Annotated in this window: 18 protein-coding genes; 7 read left to right on the top strand and 11 right to left on the bottom strand. The window is 70.1% G+C overall.

Going from position 1 to position 16,798, the window contains the following annotated elements; genetic code table 11:
• Positions 1 to 87: 87 nt before the first annotated feature.
• Positions 88 to 1,692, bottom strand: coding sequence for an FAD-binding oxidoreductase (locus OIU81_RS15070; RefSeq protein WP_329147961.1), 1,605 nt, complete (start codon positions 1,690 to 1,692; stop codon positions 88 to 90).
• A gap of 248 nt (positions 1,693 to 1,940) precedes the next feature.
• Complete coding sequence (locus OIU81_RS15065; RefSeq protein ID WP_329147959.1) at positions 1,941 to 2,120, bottom strand: hypothetical protein; 180 nt, start codon at positions 2,118 to 2,120, stop codon at positions 1,941 to 1,943.
• A gap of 171 nt (positions 2,121 to 2,291) precedes the next feature.
• On the opposite strand from OIU81_RS15065, the gene OIU81_RS15060 reads away from it, so the two are divergent.
• Positions 2,292 to 3,158, top strand: coding sequence for a hypothetical protein (locus OIU81_RS15060; RefSeq protein WP_329147957.1), 867 nt, complete (start codon positions 2,292 to 2,294; stop codon positions 3,156 to 3,158).
• Positions 3,159 to 3,298: 140 nt separating this feature from the next.
• Positions 3,299 to 3,520, top strand: coding sequence for a hypothetical protein (locus tag OIU81_RS15055; RefSeq protein WP_329155164.1), 222 nt, complete (start codon positions 3,299 to 3,301; stop codon positions 3,518 to 3,520).
• Positions 3,521 to 3,586: 66 nt separating this feature from the next.
• Here the strand turns inward: OIU81_RS15055 and OIU81_RS15050 are convergent, their stop codons facing one another.
• A complete protein-coding gene (locus OIU81_RS15050) occupies positions 3,587 to 4,003 on the bottom strand; it encodes a metal-sensitive transcriptional regulator (protein ID WP_329147955.1) in 417 nt (138 codons plus the stop codon).
• 193 nt (positions 4,004 to 4,196) lie between these two features.
• On the opposite strand from OIU81_RS15050, the gene OIU81_RS15045 reads away from it, so the two are divergent.
• Together OIU81_RS15045 and OIU81_RS15040 are read left to right on the top strand one after the other, a co-directional pair.
• Entirely contained in the window at positions 4,197 to 4,817 is a 621-nt protein-coding gene (locus OIU81_RS15045; protein ID WP_006603963.1) for a DUF47 domain-containing protein, read from the top strand.
• Positions 4,818 to 4,826: 9 nt separating this feature from the next.
• Positions 4,827 to 5,825 carry an inorganic phosphate transporter gene (locus OIU81_RS15040; protein ID WP_329147953.1) on the top strand — a complete coding sequence of 333 codons (999 nt, stop codon included), beginning with the start codon at positions 4,827 to 4,829 and terminating at the stop codon, positions 5,823 to 5,825.
• 139 nt (positions 5,826 to 5,964) lie between these two features.
• On the opposite strand, the gene pstB is transcribed toward OIU81_RS15040, so the two are convergent.
• The 4 genes from pstB to pstS all read right to left on the bottom strand — a co-directional run bounded on the left by pstB (position 5,965) and on the right by pstS (position 10,203).
• Entirely contained in the window at positions 5,965 to 6,741 is a 777-nt protein-coding gene (gene pstB / locus OIU81_RS15035; protein ID WP_329147951.1) for a phosphate ABC transporter ATP-binding protein PstB, read from the bottom strand.
• Positions 6,742 to 6,877: 136 nt separating this feature from the next.
• The gene (pstA, locus tag OIU81_RS15030; protein ID WP_443073994.1) at positions 6,878 to 7,957 is read right to left on the bottom strand and encodes a phosphate ABC transporter permease PstA; all 1,080 of its coding nucleotides are present in this window, start codon (positions 7,955 to 7,957) and stop codon (positions 6,878 to 6,880) included.
• Positions 7,954 to 8,952, bottom strand: a complete 999-nt coding sequence (pstC, locus tag OIU81_RS15025; protein ID WP_329147949.1) for a phosphate ABC transporter permease subunit PstC — start codon at positions 8,950 to 8,952, stop codon at positions 7,954 to 7,956. The genes pstA and pstC overlap by 4 nt, the downstream gene beginning before the upstream one ends.
• 132 nt (positions 8,953 to 9,084) lie before the next feature.
• Positions 9,085 to 10,203 carry a phosphate ABC transporter substrate-binding protein PstS gene (gene pstS / locus OIU81_RS15020; protein ID WP_329147947.1) on the bottom strand — a complete coding sequence of 373 codons (1,119 nt, stop codon included), beginning with the start codon at positions 10,201 to 10,203 and terminating at the stop codon, positions 9,085 to 9,087.
• A gap of 408 nt (positions 10,204 to 10,611) precedes the next feature.
• Between pstS and OIU81_RS15015 the strand changes: the two genes are divergently transcribed.
• Together OIU81_RS15015 and OIU81_RS15010 are read left to right on the top strand one after the other, a co-directional pair.
• Positions 10,612 to 11,703: a C40 family peptidase gene (locus OIU81_RS15015; RefSeq protein WP_329147945.1), complete on the top strand. Its 1,092-nt coding sequence runs from the start codon at positions 10,612 to 10,614 to the stop codon at positions 11,701 to 11,703.
• A 298-nt stretch (positions 11,704 to 12,001) separates the two neighbouring features.
• Positions 12,002 to 13,435, top strand: a complete 1,434-nt coding sequence (locus OIU81_RS15010; protein WP_329147943.1) for a PP2C family protein-serine/threonine phosphatase — start codon at positions 12,002 to 12,004, stop codon at positions 13,433 to 13,435.
• Between the two features lie 75 nt (positions 13,436 to 13,510).
• On the opposite strand, the gene OIU81_RS15005 is transcribed toward OIU81_RS15010, so the two are convergent.
• The 3 genes from OIU81_RS15005 to OIU81_RS14995 form a co-directional block, all read right to left on the bottom strand.
• Entirely contained in the window at positions 13,511 to 13,855 is a 345-nt protein-coding gene (locus OIU81_RS15005) for a DUF2516 family protein (protein WP_329155162.1), read from the bottom strand.
• Between the two features lie 166 nt (positions 13,856 to 14,021).
• On the bottom strand, positions 14,022 to 14,642 hold the full coding sequence (locus tag OIU81_RS15000) for a hypothetical protein (RefSeq protein ID WP_329147941.1): 621 nt from the start codon (positions 14,640 to 14,642) through the stop codon (positions 14,022 to 14,024).
• A gap of 33 nt (positions 14,643 to 14,675) precedes the next feature.
• Complete coding sequence (locus OIU81_RS14995; protein WP_329147939.1) at positions 14,676 to 15,122, bottom strand: helix-turn-helix domain-containing protein; 447 nt, start codon at positions 15,120 to 15,122, stop codon at positions 14,676 to 14,678.
• A 213-nt stretch (positions 15,123 to 15,335) separates the two neighbouring features.
• On the opposite strand from OIU81_RS14995, the gene OIU81_RS14990 reads away from it, so the two are divergent.
• A complete protein-coding gene (locus tag OIU81_RS14990) occupies positions 15,336 to 16,064 on the top strand; it encodes an SDR family oxidoreductase (protein WP_329147935.1) in 729 nt (242 codons plus the stop codon).
• A gap of 84 nt (positions 16,065 to 16,148) precedes the next feature.
• Here the strand turns inward: OIU81_RS14990 and OIU81_RS14985 are convergent, their stop codons facing one another.
• Positions 16,149 to 16,706, bottom strand: a complete 558-nt coding sequence (locus OIU81_RS14985; RefSeq protein ID WP_329147933.1) for a pyridoxamine 5'-phosphate oxidase family protein — start codon at positions 16,704 to 16,706, stop codon at positions 16,149 to 16,151.
• Positions 16,707 to 16,798 lie beyond the last annotated feature (92 nt).

Below are 16,798 nucleotides of genomic sequence, written 5' to 3'. Positions count from 1 at the left end.
GGCCCGTCGGCAGGGACAACGACCTGGCGGATGCGGACGGCCCGGACCCCTCGCGGGGCCGGGCCGTCCGTGTGTCCGCCGGCGGTCTCAGAGCGCCTGCGGGAAGGTGCTGAACAGTCGCTGCGGGTCATAGGTGTGCTTGACCTGCGCGAGCCGGGTGGCGGCGGAGCCGTAGTAGGCGGACTTCCAGTCGGTCAGGCCCGGGTCGGTGTAGTTCTGGTAGGCGGCGCCCGAGGAGTAGCGGCGCATCGCGTCATGGAACGAATTCAGCCACGCTGTCTGCTTGGTGGACGAGCCACCGGCTCCCCAGGACGTCAAGTACTGGGCGAGGAAGCGCGAGCCGCGGTGGACGAACGCGGTGTCGGCGCTGCCGACGCGGTTGATGGCGCCGCCCAGCGCCGTCAGGGCCACATTGCCGCCGACGCCGTTGCGGCCGCCGCGCTCGATCTGGTCCATCAGGGTGCGGATGCCGGCCGTCGACAGCGAGCGGTCGAAGAAGTGCGAGCGGGCGGCATAGGTCTCCCGGCCCAGCTTGCCCGCGGCGGTGTGCCCGGGCAGCGAACCCGGCATGTGGCACTGCGCGGTGGACTTCGAGGAGCAGCCCGCGTACGACTCCATCGCGTCCAGGTAGCCGATCGGCGTGAGGTGGATGCCGGCGGCGGGGCCGGGACCGCCCGCCTGGTCGGCGAGCTTGTCGAGGGCGTTCTTCAGGTCGCCGTAGCTGCCGAGCGAGAAGGCCGCGACGGAGACGCCCGGGGTGGAGCCGGGGCGGGCGTCGAGATGGCAGGCGGACCATATCTCGTCGGCCTGCGTGGGGCCCCACTTCTGCCAGGACGCCACGACCTTCGCCGCCTTCGACCACGGCCAGGTCATGTAGGCCATCACCGAGCGGGGCGCCGGATGCGTACGGAAGCGGAGTTCGGTGACCACGCCGAAGTTGCCGTTGCCGGCGCCGCGCAGCGCCCAGAAGAGGTCGGCGTGCTGGTTCTTGTCGCAGTCGATGGTCTTGCCGTCGGCCGTCACGAGGGTGGCGCCGACGAGGCTGTCGCAGGTCAGGCCGTAGGCGCGGGAGGACACGCCATGGCCGCCGCCGAGCGTGAGCCCGGATATGCCGACGGTGGGGCATGAGCCCCCGGGTATGGTCACGCCGTGCGCGCCCAGGCCCTCGTAGACGTCGATGAGCTTGGCGCCGGCGCCGATGCGGGTGATGCCACCGGACGGTGCGCCGACCTTGGACAGGGCGGAGACGTCGATGATGAGCTTGTTGTTGCCGCTGGACCAGCCCGCGTAGGAGTGGCCGCCGCTGCGGATGACGACCGGGGTGTCGTGCCGCCGGGCGAAGGACAGGCACTCGGCGATGTCCGCCGGGTGCTTGACGTAGGCGATGGCCGACGGCTTCAGCGTGTCGTAGCGGGTGTTGTAGAGACGGCGGGCGGTCGCGTAGGCAGCGTCCGACGCCCGTATCAGCTTCCCGTCCAGGCTCTTGCCGAGCGCGGTCCAGGAGGACTGGGAGGCCCCGCCGCGGGCGACGGCCGCGGTGTTCTGCGCCGCGCCGGCGCTGTTGGCGGCCCCCGTGACGGAAGCGGAGGACTCCGCACCCGCCTTGCCGGTCTTGGTGTCGCAGCCGGTGGCCCAGGCGGCCGACGTGGCCGCCAGTCCGCCGCCGACCTGCAGGAGTGTGCGCCGCTTCACTGGGATGGATCCCCCTCGTTGTCGTCCGGTCTGCCCCGCCCGCCGAGGGACCGGCAGAGGATACGGGGCGTGCACGGAGGAGGCGGATGCGGGCGGATGCGGCGGCGCGCTGCCCCGCGTACCGCTGTGCCCGGTCCTGTCCTGCGCCGTCCGGTAGCAGACCTGAAGTCCGTTACCGGTGGCGGGCTTTGCCTCCCCCTACTAGGGGGATGCCGTACGGACGCGGGGGGTTCCCGGAACGGAGTTCCTCATTCCCTCCGGCGGTGCGGAGCGGCGCCCGCCCCGGCGTCCACCAGATGGCGCTCGGCGTCCGTACGCGCCTGCGAGCGGGCGCGGCGGGCCGGCCCCCGCCAGCCGCAGTCACAGCGGGCGCTGCAGAAGGACCCGCGCTCGGTGGTGGAGGTGGCATGGGGCGTTCGGTCGGGCACGCCGCCACGCTACGCCCCGTCCGCCGGTGCGTGACGAGCCCCCTTGACACTCGTTGAACGGATCGGTCGGCGGAACGCCAGATGCGGCGGTGGCGCAACGTCCGGCCCACCCGAGCGGACCGGCCGGCCCAGGCCGTTCCCGAAGACGGCGGCCGAGGGGGCTCGTACGCGATGGTGGTGCAGGACAGACGAGGCGGCGGCGCGGCCGCCGTGGCCATGGCGTGCGGGACGGGGCTGGCGGTCGGGCTGCTGACGACGGGCTGTTCCCCGGACGGTGCCGCGGCCGACGACCAGGAGCCGCCCGGCCGGGGCCCCGCCGCTGCCGCCATGGACGTCCGGGACAGCGCCGACGCCCTGCTGCGGGCCCGCTCCGCCCAGCTCCGTACGTCCATGGAGACCGTGAGCGGCGGCACCCGCGTGGCCATCCGTGGCACCGGCGGCTACGACTTCGCCACCAGCACCGGGCGGCTGCGCGTCGTCCTGCCCGATCCGGCGGGCCGGGCCGGCAGCGGCCATCAGCCGGTCACCGAGATCCTCGCGCCCGGTGCGCTGTTCATGAAGAACCGCGGCGCCGGGGTGCCCGCCGACAAATGGGTACGGGTCGCCACCGCCTCGCTCGCCGACGGGAACCTGGTCACCGGCGGTGCGACCGATCCGCTGGCCGCCGCCGAACTCCTGCGTGGCGCACGGAATGTGACATATCAGGGCGAAGAGCGGGTGGACGGGGTCATGGTGCGGCACTATCGGGGAGTGACGGACATCCAGACGGCCGCCCAGGTGGCGTCGCCGCGCACCCGGTCCGCGCTGGTCGCCGCGGAGGAAGGATTCACCACCGACGAGGTGCCGTTCGAGGTGTATCTGGACGGGGCCGGGCGGCTGCGCAAGGTGCGCCAGTGGTTCCGCTTCGCCAACGGCGCGCCGCAGGGCGCGGCGGTGGTCTCCACCACGGAGCTGTCCGGCTTCGGCACCCGGATCACGGTGCAGCTGCCGGATGAGCGCGACATCTATGCGGGAAAGGTCGCCTCGGCCACGCCGTAGAGCGGTCGCGGCGGCCGGTCACATGACGGGGGCGCGTGCGGGATGGCGGAAATGGTCCATCCGTGCCATGCGCGGAGTGTGCGCCGCTCTTTACGCTGACGGTAACCACCGGAGGCGTGGGAAGGCGCTCGAAGGAGGAGGTGTTGTACGTGGCCGGACAGCGCCCTACGACGGTCCAGGACCACGTCGCCCTCGTCGAGATCGACCTGACTGGTGAGTTGATGATCGCGGCCGCGGCCGCGAGTGAGGATCGGCTCAGCCCGGACCGTATCGACGAGGTGCTCGAAGTCGAGGGGGAGGACGGCGGGCGCGCGCAGCCCGTGCCCCCGCCGCCCGGGCCGGCGGGACGGCCGCCCGGCTAGCCGCGGCCCGTGCGAGGAAGCGAGGGAGCGCCGTCGGGCCCGGAGCGCCCCGGAAGGCCGGCCGGCTCAGGTGCGCAGCATCCGCTCGATCGCCTTGGTCGCTTCCTGGACCTTGGCGTCGATGGCCTCGGGGCCCTTGACGGCCGCGTCGGCGACGCAGTGCCGCAGATGCTCCTCCAGGAGCTGGAGGCCGAAGGACTGCAGGCCCTTGGTGCTCGCCGAGACCTGGGTGAGTATGTCGATGCAGTACACATCCTCTTCGAGCATCCGCTGCAGTCCGCGGATCTGTCCCTCGATCCTGCGCAGTCGCTTGATGTGTGCGTCTTTCTGCTGTGCGTAGCCGTGGGGGCCGACTGCGGGAGGAGTCTCTGCGTTATCGGTCACGGTTTGGGCGTCGCCTCGGTGGTCGGAGTCCGGCTGCGGGGTGGCGCGGGCGGCGGGTGCTGCGGTGCCGCCGTTGGTGTCGGCGTCCATGGTCGTCATGGCCGTCTCCCCTGGTATCTAGGCGTCCATATACCCCTGGTGGGTATATGGTACCGAACTTTACGGGCACCTGTGGTACCCCGTGCAGAGCATGCTGCCCGATGGGCGACACTGAAGGAATGCCGGTTAGCAGTGGCTGGATGATGCGCCTAGCATCAACCCGACCGAATCCGATGTACCCCGAGGATTTCACGTGCGCTTTCGTCTGACCCCCAGGGAGACGAGCTTCTACGACATGTTCGCCGCCTCCGCGGACAACATCGTCACCGGCTCGAAGCTCCTGATGGAACTGCTCGGGGCCGACGCCTCGGCCCGGGCAGAGATCGCTGAGCGGATGCGGGCGGCGGAGCACGCGGGGGACGACGCGACCCACGCGATCTTCCACCAGCTGAACTCCTCGTTCATCACGCCGTTCGACCGCGAGGACATCTACAACCTCGCCTCGTCGCTCGACGACATCATGGACTTCATGGAAGAGGCGGTCGACCTGGTCGTCCTCTACAAGGTCGAGGAGCTCCCCAAGGGCGTCGACCAGCAGATCGAGGTGCTGGCGCGGGCGGCCGAGCTGACCGCCGAGGCGATGCCGAATCTGCGCACCATGTCGAACCTCACCGAGTACTGGATCGAGGTCAACCGGCTGGAGAACCAGGCCGACCAGATCCACCGCAAGCTGCTGGCGCACCTCTTCAACGGCAAGTACGACGCCATCGAGGTCCTCAAGCTCAAGCAGATCGTGGACATCCTGGAAGAGGCGGCGGACGCGTTCGAGCATGTCGCCAACACGGTCGAGACCATCGCGGTCAAGGAGTCCTGAGCGCCTCCCATGGACACCTTCGCGCTCATCGTGACCATTGCGGTCGCGCTCGGATTCACGTACACCAACGGCTTCCATGACTCCGCCAACGCCATCGCGACCTCGGTCTCGACCCGGGCGCTGACCCCGCGGGCGGCGCTGGCGATGGCCGCCGTGATGAACCTCGCCGGTGCCTTCCTCGGCAGCGGGGTCGCCAAGACGGTCAGCGAGGGGCTGATCGCCACTCCCCACGGCAGCAAGGGGATGGGCATTCTGTTCGCCGCGCTGCTGGGCGCGGTGGTCTGGAACCTGGTCACCTGGTACTTCGGCCTGCCCTCGTCGTCCTCGCACGCGCTCTTCGGCGGCATGGTCGGCGCCGCGCTGGCCGGTGGCACCACCGTGATCTGGTCCGGGGTGGTCGAGAAGGTCGTCCTGCCGATGTTCATCTCGCCGGTGGTCGGCCTGGTGCTCGGCTATCTGGTGATGGTCCTGATCCTGTGGCTCTTCAGGAAGTCGAACCCGCACAAGGCCAAGCGCGGATTCCGCATAGCCCAGACGGTGTCCGCGGCCGGCATGGCGCTCGGCCACGGCCTGCAGGACGCCCAGAAGACCATGGGTGTGGTCGTGATGGCCCTGGTCATCGCCGACGCCGAGGAGCCCAACGCCGCGATCCCGATCTGGGTCAAGCTGGCGTGTGCGCTCACCCTCTCGCTCGGCACGTACGCCGGCGGCTGGCGCATCATGCGCACCCTGGGCCGCCGGATCATCGAGCTGGACCCCCCGCAGGGCTTCGCCGCGGAGACCACGGCCGCCTCGGTCATGTACACCGCGTCGTTCATGTTCCAGGCCCCGATCTCCACGACCCATGTCATCACCTCCGCGATCATGGGTGTGGGCTCGACCAAGCGCCCGCGCGCGGTGCGCTGGGGCGTCGCCAAGAACATCGTGATGGGCTGGTTCATCACCATGCCGGCCGCGGCGCTGGTCGCGGCGTTCGCGTACTGGATCGTCGAGCTGGCCTTCGGCTGACGGATCTCCCCGACACAGCAATGGGCCCGCCCCCGGGAAGAGGGGCGGGCCCTTCGTCGTGCGGTGGCACCGCCATGCAGCACCGCAGGACGTGGAGGGGGCGGCCCCGGCCGGTTGCCGGCCGGGGCGCGCTCGCGACTCAGCCGAAGCGACCGGAGATGTAGTCCTCCGTGGCCTGGACCGAGGGGTTGGAGAAGATCCGCTCGGTCTCGTCGATCTCGACCAGCTTGCCGGGCTGACCGACCGCGGCGAGGTTGAAGAACGCCGTACGGTCCGAGACGCGCGCGGCCTGCTGCATGTTGTGCGTCACGATGACGATCGTGAAGCGCTCCTTCAGCTCGCCGATCAGGTCCTCGATGGCGAGGGTGGAGATCGGGTCGAGGGCGGAGCACGGCTCGTCCATCAGCAGGACCTGCGGCTCGACCGCGATGGCGCGGGCGATGCACAGCCGCTGCTGCTGGCCGCCGGACAGCCCCGAACCGGGCTTGTTCAGCCGGTCCTTGACCTCGTTCCACAGGTTGGCGCCCTTGAGGGACCGCTCGACGACGTCCTTGAGCTCGCTCTTCTTGTACGAGCCGTTCAGCCGCAGACCGGCCGCGACATTGTCGAAGATCGACATCGTGGGGAACGGGTTGGGGCGCTGGAAGACCATGCCGACGGTGCGGCGGACGGCCACCGGGTCGACCCCGGAGCCGTAGAGGTTCTCGTCGTCGAGCATCACCTTGCCCTCGACGCGGCCGCCGAGGGTGACCTCGTGCATCCGGTTCAGGGTCCGCAGGAAGGTCGACTTGCCGCAGCCGGACGGGCCGATGAAGGCCGTCACGGAGCGCGGCTCGACCGTCATCGAGATGTCGTCGATGGCCTTGTGGCTGCCGTAGTACGCGCTGAGGCCGCTGACGTCGATTCGCTTGGCCATGGAAATCACTGCTTCTTTCTGTCGCCGGGCTGGGTCAGCGGCCGGGCTGCGTCAAAGGGTGGGACTGTTTCGCTCGTGCGCCGTCCGGGCGCCGCGCCCTCGTTCCCCCGATGCGGCTCCCGGCCTCCGACGCGGCTCAACTCCGTCCTCCGCGAGGGGCCTTCCAGCGGGCGATGCCGCGGGCCAGCAGGTTGAGGATCATGACGAGGGCGATGAGGACCAGAGCCGCGGCCCAGGCGCGGTCGTAGGAGGCCTCGGAACCCTGCTGCCACTGCTGGAAAACGTAGAGCGGAAGCGACTGCTGGGCATCCTGGAAGGGGTTGTTGTTGATCGTCTTCGCGCCCCACACCAGGAGCAGCACGGGCGCCGTCTCACCGGTGATACGGGCGATGGCGAGCATCACGCCGGTGGTGATGCCGCCGATCGACGTCGGCAGCACGACCTTGAGGATGGTGCGCCACTTCGGTACGCCCAGGGCCAGGGACGCCTCGCGCAGCTCGTTCGGGACGAGCTTGAGCATCTCCTCGGTGGAGCGGACGACGACCGGCATCATCAGGATCGCCAGCGCCATCGCACCGGCGAAGCCGGACGGGCCGAAGCCGAGGATCAGGATCCACACCGAGAGGATGAACAGGCCGGCCACGATCGAGGGGATGCCCGTCATGACGTCCACGAAGAAGGTCACGGCCCGGGCGAGCGCGCCGCGTCCGTATTCGACGAGGTAGATCGCGGTGAGCAGGCCGAGCGGCGCGGCGATCAGGGTGGCCAGGCCGACCTGCTCCAGGGTGCCGATGATCGCGTGGTAGATGCCGCCGCCGGGCAGGGCGTCCGGGGTGGTGCCCATCGAGTGGGAGAGGAAGTAGCCGTCCAGCACCTTGGTGCCGCGGGTGACGGTCTCCCACAGCAGGGAGGCCAGCGGGACGACGGCGACCAGGAAGGAGAGCCAGACCAGGCTGGTGGCCAGCCGGTCCTTGGCCTGCCGGACGCCCTCGACGCCCACGGCCAGCGCGAACGTTCCCAGGACGAAGAGCAGGCCGGCGATCAGGCCCCACTGGACCGTGCTGCCCAGGCCGGCGGCCAGACCGATGCCGCAGCCCGCGCCGGCCGCGGCCAGGGCGAGCACCGGCGGGGTCCAGCGCGGCAGCCGGGCCTGCTTGAGGGAGACGGGCAGCGGGCTGCCGTCGGAGACCGCGTGGCGGCCGGTCATGACGCTCATGCTGCGGCTCCCGAGTACTCCTTGCGGCGGGCGATGATCAGACGGGCCGCGCCGTTGACGAGCAGCGTGATCACGAAGAGGACGAGGCCGGAGGCGATCAGCGCGTCCTGGCCGAACTGGTCGGCCTCGCTGAACTTGCTGGCGATGTTCTGGGCGAAGGTGCCGCCGCCCGGGTCCAGCAGGCTGGTGTTGATGAGGAAGCTGGGCGAGAGGACCGTGGCGACGGCCATCGTCTCGCCGAGCGCGCGGCCCAGGCCGAGCATGGAGGCGCTGATGATCCCGGAGCGGCCGAAGGGGAGCACCGACATCCGGATGACTTCCCAGCGGGTGGCGCCGAGGGCCAGCGCGGCCTCCTCGTGCATCTTGGGGACCTGCAGGAAGACCTCACGGCTGACGCTGGTGACGATCGGCAGGATCATGATCGCGAGCAGGATGCCGACGGTGAACAGCGAGCGGGCCGCCCCGCCGCTGTAGCTGAAGATGCCGGTCCAGCCGAGGTAGTCGTCCAGCCAGCTGTAGAGGCCGCTCAGATGCGGGACGAGGAACAGCGCGCCCCACAGGCCGTAGATGATGCTGGGCACCGCGGCGAGCAGGTCGATGACGTAGCCGAGCAGGGAGGACACCTTGCGCGGCGCGTAGTGCGAGATGAACAGCGCGATGCCGACCGCGACCGGCACGGCTATCAGCATCGCGATCAGCGAGCTGACGACGGTGCCGAAGGCGAGGACCGCGATGCCGAACTTCGGATCGGTCCCGCTGGCGTTCCAGTCCAGCGTGGTGAAGAAGTTGGCCTTGTCGCCGGAGATGGCGAGCACCGAACGGTAGGTCAGGAAGACCGCGATGGCGGCCATGATCGCCAGCAGGGCGATCCCGGAGCCCCGGGAGAGCCCGAGGAAGATCCGGTCGCCGGGGCGGACCGCCTTGCCGGAGACGGCGGAGCCGTCGTGCTGCGGTGGCAGGGGCGGGGTATCGGTCGTGGAGGAGGGTGTCTTCATGGATTCTCCGGTCTGCGGAGCCGGTGAGGGCTCCTGGCGCGGCGGTGCACCGGAAGGGCGGCGGCCCGAAAGGGGCCCTTGTGAGGGGGCCCCTTCGGTCGTACGACGGCCTGTGGGCCGCCGCCCGGTGGGTCAGGAGAGCTTGGCGACGCTCGCGCGGACCTTGTCGGCGATCTCGGTGGGCAGCGGGGCGTAGCCGAGCGGCTTGAGGGCGCTCTGGCCGTCCTTGCTGGCGATGTAGGTCAGGAAGGACTTGGCGGCGGGCAGCGTCTCGGCCTTGTTGCCCTTGTCGCAGGCGATCTCGTACGTCACCAGGGTGATCGGGTAGGCGCCCTCGGCCTTGGTGGTGTAGTTGAGCTGCAGGGCCAGGTCATCGCCCTTGCCGACCTGCTTGGCCTCGGAGATGGCCTTCGAGGCGTTGTCGACGGTGGCGTCGACCGGCGTCTTGGCGCCGGTGTCCAGCTTGACCGTGGGGATCTTGCCGGCCGTCGCGTACGACAGCTCGAAGTAGGAGATCGCGCCGCTGGTCTGCTTGACCTGCGAGGAGACGCCGGCCGAGCCGGAGGCCGCCTGGCCGCCGGTGCCTTCCCACTTCTTCGCCGGCTCGTGCTTCCAGTCACCCGGGGCGGCGCCCTTGAGGTACTTGGTGAAGTTGTCGGTGGTGCCCGAGTCGTCGGAGCGGTGGAACGCCTGGATCTTGAGGTCCGGGAGCTTGGCGCTCGGGTTCAGCTTCTTGATCGCGGCGTCGTTCCACTTGGTGATCTTCGAGTCGAAGATCTTCGCCAGGGTCGGGGCGTCCAGCACGAGGTTGTCCGCGCCGGGGACGTTGTAGCCGACCGCGATCGGGCCGCCGACCATCGGCAGGTCGACGGCCTGGCCGCCCTTGCAGACCTGCTTGGACTTGGTGACCTCGTCGGGCTTGAGGGCCGAGTCGGAGCCCGCGAAGGCGGTCTGGCCCTGCAGGAAGGTCGTGACGCCGGCGCCGGAGCCCGTCGGCTGGTAGTTGATCTCGGTGCTCTTGCAGGCGCCCGAGTAGTTCTGCACCCAGACGTCCATGGCGTTCTTCTGCGCGGACGAGCCGGACGCGAGCAGCTTGCCCTTGCCGTCACACTTGATGTTCGACTTCTTGGCGGCGGCGGCGCCACCACCGGAGGTGTCGTCGGAGCCGCACGCCGTCAGGGCCAGGGCACCGGTGACGGCGAGAGCGCCAACGGCGAGGGCGCGAACCCGGTTCTTGCGCTGAAGCTTCACTGTCGAGAGTTCCTTCCTGGGGCGCGCCGCTTCGTCGGCGAGCATGTGGGTGTGTGATGACTACCGCGTTCACGGCGGAAGCCGGCCGTGCTGCGCTTGTGCCGTGGGGGACGCGCACTCGGTAAGGCTGAAATTAGGTAGATCAGGTGAAGCGGCCGATGGAGCGGAGTGAACGCAGGGTGAACCTCGGCCATCGGCTGGGTGCGGGCCGATAAGTGCCGTTCGAGGGGTGGGAAACGGCACGTCGCCCTGTTGAATTACCGGCCGGTATGGCAGCATCCGCGCCTGAGACGTCGCGAATGGGTGCGGAACGACCGGAGGTGGCTGGTGGGGAGCCAGGGGGCGCGGCAGGACGTTCGGGATGTTCCGGGATTTCCGGGCGGATGGGGCGGGCGGGGCGGCCGGCTGATGGCGTGCACCGCCGTCGTCCTGTGCGCGACGGGGCTGCTCGGCGGCACGGCGGCGGCCGCCCACGCCGAGGCCCGCAGAAGCCCGTCCGCGGACCCGGTGAAGCCCACGGGCGCCGATGCCCGCCACCTCGACGAGGTACGCAAGAAGATCGACGCCCTGTACCGCAAGGCCGAGCAGGCCACCGACGCCTATAACGCCGCCGAGGAACAGGTCGACGTCCAGCAGAAGGAAATCGTCCAGCTGGCGCGCACCATCAACACCACCCAGGACAAACTGTCCGCCCTCAAGCGGCAGGCGGGCGCGCTGGCCAGCGCCCAGTACCGCGGCGGCGGGCTGCCCGCCGAGGCGAAACTGATGCTCACCGCCGACCCGGCAGGCTTTCTCGACAACGCCACCCTGGCCCGTAAGGGACAGCTCGCCGCAAAGCGAGTGGTCAGCCAACTGGCGCATCTCAAAGGCGACTTGCAGCGGTATTCGGACTCCGCAACGGATCGCTGGGAGAAGCTGGAGGCGAACCGCAAGAAGAAGGAAAGCGCCCAGCGGGACATCAAGAAACAGATCGACGCGGCAAAGCAGCTGGAATCCCGGCTGGCCGCCAAGGAAAAGGACCGGCTGAAGAAGCTGGAGGACGCGCAGGCGTTCCAGCAGCAGCAGAAGTGGCTCGACTCCGGCATCCTCAAAGACATCAGCAACAAGGCCTCGGCCGACGGCAAGAAGGCGATTTCGTACGCCACCGCGCAGATCGGCAAGGACTATGTGTGGGGCGCGGAAGGACCGGACACCTTCGACTGCTCCGGGCTGACCCTGCGGTCCTGGCAGGCCGCCGGCCGGACGATTCCGCGGACCTCACAGGAACAGTGGCGGCAACTGCCCCGGGTCGCCCTGAAGGACATGCGGCCGGGCGATCTGATTATTTATTTCTCCGATGCCAGTCATGTCGGGATGTATCTCGGTGACGGCGCGATTGTGCATGCGCCGCGTCCCGGCCGGCAGGTGACGATCACCGGTGCCGGTTCGATGCCGATCCTCGGCGTCGTCCGCCCCGATGGTGATGCCGGAGGAGATGACGCGGCTCACACCCCGCGATAAATGACCTGTTTGTTTGCTCTCTGAGGGTTGCCGTCGCGTTGCTGAATGCACTCGAGCGGGGTGATGTTCGTCATTCCGCATTCCACCCTCTCCAGGTCAAATGGCTTATCGGTCTCGGCATATGACGATGGCCGATTGCCGCCGGGCATTCCATCCCACTCCGTACTGACGCTATGGTCGCCTGTCAGTGCTCGGCGCCACCCCGTTCCATTCGACCGATGGACGACGGGACCCGGGCACGGTGGTGCACCGTCGGTGCCCCACCGCACCCCTCGGGGGGAGGGAAGGAAGCAGACCGATGCCCGTACCCGTACCGCACCAGCGGACGGTCGTGCTGCCGCACCAGGCAGGACCGGTGGACGACGCCTGCGCGAAGACCGCGCGGGTCGCCGACGTGCCGGGCGCGCGGGACGCGACGGCCCAGGGCGTCCGCGCCCCGGCCCCCGCCGCGGGCCAGGAGGCCCAGCCGGCGGTGCAGGGCTTCCGTGAGCCCACCCTCCCGCAGTCGGCCGAACAGCGACTTTCGGCCGACCATGGAACGACCCACCAGGGCCTGACCCTGCTCCTCATCGGTGAGGACCCCAACAGCCATGTCCCCGAGATGTGGGACTGGGCGGGCCGCAAGGTGCGCCTGCGTACCGCCCGCAACCTCACCGAGGCCGCGCGGCTGCTCACCGACGATGTGCACTGCATCCTGCTCGACCTGTCCCCGCAGGCCCCCGAGGACCGCGCCGAGCGTGACGCCGCGCACGCCGCCGAGGGTGACGAACTGGGCGTCCTGCGCGACGTCCTGCGGCTCGCGCCGTCGCACGCCGTCCTCGTCCTGACCTACGAGACGGACGCCGAGCGCGCCGCCGATGCCGTACGCGTCGGCGCCCAGGACTACCTCTTCCGCGACGAACTGGACGGCGCGGTGCTCAGCCGCGCGGTCCGCTACGCCGTCGAACGCAAACGCGCCGACCTGGCCCAGCGCCAGCTCACCGAGTCGCGGATGCTCGCCCAGGAGAACGCCCGGCTGGAGCGGGGCCTGCTGCCCACGCCCCTGCTCGACGGCTCCGATCTGCGCTTCGCCGCCTGCTACCGCCCCGGCCGCAGCCGCGCGCTGCTCGGCGGCGACTTCTACGACACCGTCCGCACCCCGGACGGCACCGTCCACGCGATGATCGGCGATGTCTGCGGCCACGGCCCCGACGAGGCCGCCCTCGGCGTCGAGCTGCGGATCGCCTGGCGCGCGCTGACCTTCGCCGGCCTGTCCGGTGACGAACTGCTCGCCACCCTCCAGAAGGTGCTGGAGCACGAGCGCGCGGATGACGAGATCTTCGCGACGCTGTGCACCGTCGACATCTCCGCGGACGGCCGCCGCGCCGGGCTGTGCCTGGCCGGCCACCCCGCACCGCTGCTGGCCCGGGCCGGCGAGAGCCCGCAGCTGCTGCCCTACGAATTCGGCGGCCCGGCGCTCGGCCTGCTGCCGCACGCCCGCTGGCCGCGCCGGCAGATCGAACTGGGCGGCTCCTGGAGCCTGATGATGTACACCGACGGGCTGATCGAGGGCCGCATCGGGGTGGGCAACCAGCGCCTCGGCCAGGACGGCATGACCGAGCTGGTCAGCCGCAAGATGGCGGCCGGCCTCAGCGGCGAGGAGCTGCTGGATGCCTCGGTCAGGGAAGTACGCGATCTCAACGGCGGCGAGCTGACGGACGATGTGGCCGTGCTGCTGCTGGACCGGAGCTGACACCGCCGCGAGAGACCGGCGCCGACGCGGCTGCGGGGGAAGCGGCCGAGCCCTCCGGGGCCCGGCCGGGCGGGCTCAGCGCCCGCCGTTGAAGGGCCCGTACGGCCCGTCCGAGCTGGAGCCCCCGCGGCGCGGGCCGCTGCTGCCGCCGGAGACCTCCCGGAGCGCGGGCCGCACGTCAACGGTGTAGACGATCACCGCGATCACGCCGATGACCGGCAGGAACGACATGATCGGGAGAATGAACAGCAGCGCCGTGGCAAGGGCGAGAAAGATCAGCCACATGCCCTTGGTCTGCTTGCTCGCGGCGCGATAGGCATCCTCGCGGCGCACGGCGGCATCGATCAGCATCACGGCGGCATAGACGCCCAGGGCGAGCTGCACCCAGCTCAGAATGCTCTGGAACCCGTAAATCAGCACGCCGTCCACCGCCCGTTCGCCAGTCGTGTTCGTCCCGGTTCGCCACGGCCGTCTGCCGCCCGTGCGGCCCCACCGTACCCGGACAACGGGCCGGGCACCTGAAGTGTGCCCGGCCCGGCCTCGGAAACGACGTCCTCAGCGAAGGGTGAGTGACGTCACATCATGCTCACTTCGCGGACGGCGGAGTGCTCTTCTTCGTCGGTGCCGGCGCCGGCTTGCGCTGCGCGACCGGCTTCTTCGGTGCGGCGGGCTTGGGCTGGGTCGCCGGGGTGGCCTTGGTCTGCGCCTTGGCCCCGTTGGCGGTCTGCGGCTTCGCGGTGCTCTTGGGCGCGGACTTCGGCGCCGGCTCCGGCTCGATCGCCACCGCGAGGTCCTCGACCTGGTCGGCGGCCTCGCCGCGCCAGGTCGCCACCGCGTCACGGCCGCGCTCGGCCAGCTCCTCGTAGCCCTCACGGGCCCGCACGACGGCCTCGGCGGCCCGGCCCACGCCCTGCAGCGCCAGTTCCTGCGCCTGGTCGCGGACCTTCTTGATGTCGCCGTCCAGCGAGCCCAGCAGCTCGGACAGCTTCTCCTGGGCGTCCTTGGCCTGCTTGCTGACCAGGGCCTGGACGTCCTTGGGCTCGGTGCCGCGCACGGAGTCGAAGCGCTTGGGCGCCTCGGCCCGGATCTTCTCGACGAGCTGCGGCACCTCGCCGAGCTTCTCGGCCGCGAGATCGACGGTGCCGGCCAGCGCGTACAGCGGGGTGGCGTCGGTCAGGGTTTTGCGGAGGTCATCGGAGATGGCCATGACGTATTTCCTCCTGGAAACGGAATCGGTTGCTCAGGTGGCGTGCGGGCCGCCGTCGACCTCTGTGCCGGGGGTGTCCGTACCGCGCCCGACCTCGGACCCGCTCGCAGCGGTGTCCTTGTCTGCGGTGCCGAGCCCGTTCTCCTTGCGGAAGGACTCGTAGATCTGCAGCAGGACCTGCTTCTGTCTCTCGTTCAGCGCCGGGTCGGTGAGTATCGCGGTCTGCACCTCGACCCCGTCCAGACCGTGCCGCTCGTCCAGGATCCCGGCCTGGACGTACAGCGTCTCCGCGGATATCCGCAGTGCCTTGGCGAGCTGCTGCAGAATCTCCGCGCTCGGCTTGCGCAAGCCGCGCTCGATCTGGCTGAGGTACGGGTTGGACACCCCGGCGGCATCCGCGAGCTGCCGCAGGCTCAGCCGCGCCGTGCGCCGCTGCTCCCGCAGGAACTCGCCGAGGTTGCCGACGTTGAGTGATGCCATACCCCGATGGTGCCTCCCAGTGCTAACTTTTGCAAGCAAGCGCTAGCAGGAGTGCTCTGGTGGGGTGAGGACGGCGGCTTCGGAGCGCCACTGAGCGCACGGGCCGACCGGTCGGGCGCCCGTCGCCCGGATGCGCGCCCCAGACCTCATGTCAGGCGCCCGTACGGGGATCATGTGCCTTATTGCGGATGAATCCCCGACGAAAGGCATGGCATGAAGCTCGCGGTCATCGGCGGCACCGGGCTGATCGGGTCGCAGGTCGTCAAGAAGCTGAACGCCGCGGGGCACGAGGCGGTGCCGTACGCGCAGTCCACCGGAACCGATGTCCTCAGCGGCCAGGGGCTGGACGAGGCGGTGGCGGGGGCCGACGTCCTCGTCAATCTGACGAATTCCCCGACCTTCGACGAAGCCTCCCTGGCCTTCTTCCGGACCTCGATGGACAACCTGCTGGCCGCGGCCCGGAAGGGGGGCGTGGGCCACTTCGTCATTCTCTCGATCGTCGGCGTGGACCAGGTGCCCGAGCTGGACTACTACCGGGCCAAAGCGCTCCAGGAGGAGATCCTCGCGGCCGGACCGGTCCCCTACTCGATCGTCCGCGCGACGCAGTTCATGGAGTTCATGGACGCGGTCCTGTCCTGGACCGCCGACGGGGACACCGTCCGGCTGCCCGCCACGCCGATCCAGCCGATCGCCTCCAAGGACGTGGCCGCCGCGGTGGCGGACGTCGCCACGGGTGCCCCGCTCGGAGGCATTCGCAAGATCGCCGGCCCCGAGGTCTTCTCCCTCGACGACCTGGGCCGTCTCACCTTGGCCCACAAGGCCGACGACCGCACCGTCGTCACCGACCCCACCGCCGGCATGTTCGCCGCCGTCCAGGGCGACGTCCTCACCGACATGGACGCCCACCTCGCCCCCACCCGCTACGCCGACTGGCTCGCCTGAACCGCTCGCGCCGCCCGGCCCGCCCTGCGGACCCACCGCCTCGTGGGGCGCGGCTGTTCCGAACGCCCACCGTGTAACGGCTGTTCAGAACGCCCACCGTGTGTGCGTGAAGACGCCGTCGTTCCGGCCGAAGCCGTACGCCGTGGCCGGGGTGACGGCGAACACCACCACGCCCCCCGTGCGGAACGCCTCCCCGATCCCGTGGAAGGGGCCCTCGGGCGAGGTGATGTGCGGCCCGTACTTCGCCTCGTACGCCGCGATCACCTCGTCCAGCACCGCCGGATCGGCCACCGGCTCCGCCCTGCCCTCGACCACGAGGTCGAGCCCTTCGGTGAGCGAGTTCCTCCCCGTGGTCAGCGCGCAGTGCCCGTCACCAGCGAGGTTCCTCGCCTTCTGCTCGTCCGCTCCGGTGGAGAAGTACAGCACCCCGTCGTGCCAGGCGGCGAGCACGGGAGTGACGTGCAGCCGGCCGTCCGGCCGCACCGTGGACACCCAGAAGATCTCGGCGGATTCCAGCTGCCGCCGGGCCTCGGCCCACTCGGTGGCAGTGACGTCCGCGGCACCCGGGCGGGGGTTGAGCGCGGAGCTGTAGCGGCCGTCGAGCTCGGTCGTGGGGTGCTGTGCGGGTCCGTGTGTCGGCATGGCGGATCTCCCTTCCTCTTCCGCCGGTAACGACCGGCCGGCGGCGTGGTAGTCATCGGCCGGGCCCGTTCGGGTCGCGGCCCGCCCGAAGA

Origin of the sequence: Streptomyces sp. NBC_01454, from assembly GCF_036227565.1 — a bacterium.
Classification (GTDB): domain Bacteria; phylum Actinomycetota; class Actinomycetes; order Streptomycetales; family Streptomycetaceae; genus Streptomyces.
This window is presented reverse-complemented; position numbering and strand designations above follow the sequence as displayed.